The sequence below is a fragment of the Pseudoflavonifractor sp. 524-17 genome, assembly GCF_009935845.1.
In the GTDB taxonomy this organism is placed as follows: Bacteria; Bacillota; Clostridia; order Oscillospirales; family Oscillospiraceae; genus Pseudoflavonifractor_A.
The window spans coordinates 1-1264 of record NZ_QWEK01000127.1 but is presented as its reverse complement, the minus strand read 5'-3'; the positions used below and the strand labels follow the sequence as shown (position 1 = coordinate 1264).

Here is a 1264-nt window from a genome sequence, read left to right as displayed (position 1 = left end):
CGGGCCATGCTGAATATCTGTATCGTGTTCGCCCAACTGGAACGGGAAACCATTCAGAAGCGGGTGACGGACGCTTATTATTCCCGCAGCCAGCGGGGCTTCAAGATGGGCGGGAAAGCCCCCTACGGCTTCCATATGGAGCCAATCAAGATGGACGGTATCAATACCAAAGCGGCTGGTGGTGAACCCGGAGGAAGCGGCCCATGTGCGGCTGATGTTTGAGATGTACGCCGAGCCGAAAACCTCCTATGGGGACATTACCCGGTACTTTGCGGAACAGGGCATTTTATTTAATGGCCGGGAACTGATACGCCCCACGCTGGCGCAGATGTTACGCAACCCCGTCTATGTGCAGGCGGACTTGGATGTGTATGAGTTTTTCAAGAGCCAGGGGACGGTACTTGTCAATGACGCCGCCGACTTCACGGGTATGAACGGGTGCTATCTCTATCAAGGCCGGGACGTGAAACCGGACAAGGCCCAAAGTCTGAAAGACCAAATGCTGGTGCTTGCACCCCATGAAGGCATTGTCCCCTCGGATATATGGCTGACGTGTCGCAAGAAGCTGATGAACAACATGAAAATCCAGTCCGCCCGGAAAGCCACCCATACATGGCTGGCGGGGAAAATTAAGTGCGGGAACTGCGGATATGCCCTTATGAGTATCTTCAATCCCTCCGGCAGACAGTACCTCCGCTGTACGAAACGGCTGGATAACAAAAGCTGCCCCGGCTGTGGGAAAATCATCACGGCAGAACTGGAAGCGGTGGTGTATCAGCAGATGGTGAAAAAGCTGGACAGCTACAAGACGCTGACGGGCAGGAAGAAAGCGGCAAAGGCCAATCCCAAAATCACCGCCCTGCAAGTGGAACTTGCCCATGTGGACGGTGAGATTGAAAAGCTGGTGGACAGTCTGACGGGTGCAAACAATGTGCTGCTCTCCTATGTGAATGTGAAGATAGCGGAACTGGACGGGCGCAAACAGGAACTTCTGGCGAAGATAGCGGAGTTGACGGTGGAAGCCATCAGCCCGGAACAGGTCAGCCAGATTTCCGGCTACCTCGACACATGGGACAGCGTATCCTTTGACGACAAGCGGCGGGTGGTGGATTTGATGATTACCACCGTTGCCGCCACAAGCGACAGCTTGAACATTACATGGAAAATCTGACGGGCATGTCAGTGCCCGTCACAGCTTGTCGAAAAGCGGCCTGCCAGGAAAAAGTTCTGGCAGGCCGCAAAGCATAAAGATACATAAGGGCAG

At 54.3% G+C, this 1264-nt stretch carries 1 pseudogene; it reads left to right on the top strand.

From position 1 onward, the window contains the following. A pseudogene (locus D1159_RS18900) lies at nt 1–1171 on the top strand (recombinase family protein); the annotation flags it as partial. Nucleotides 1172–1264: the final 93 nt, after the last annotated feature.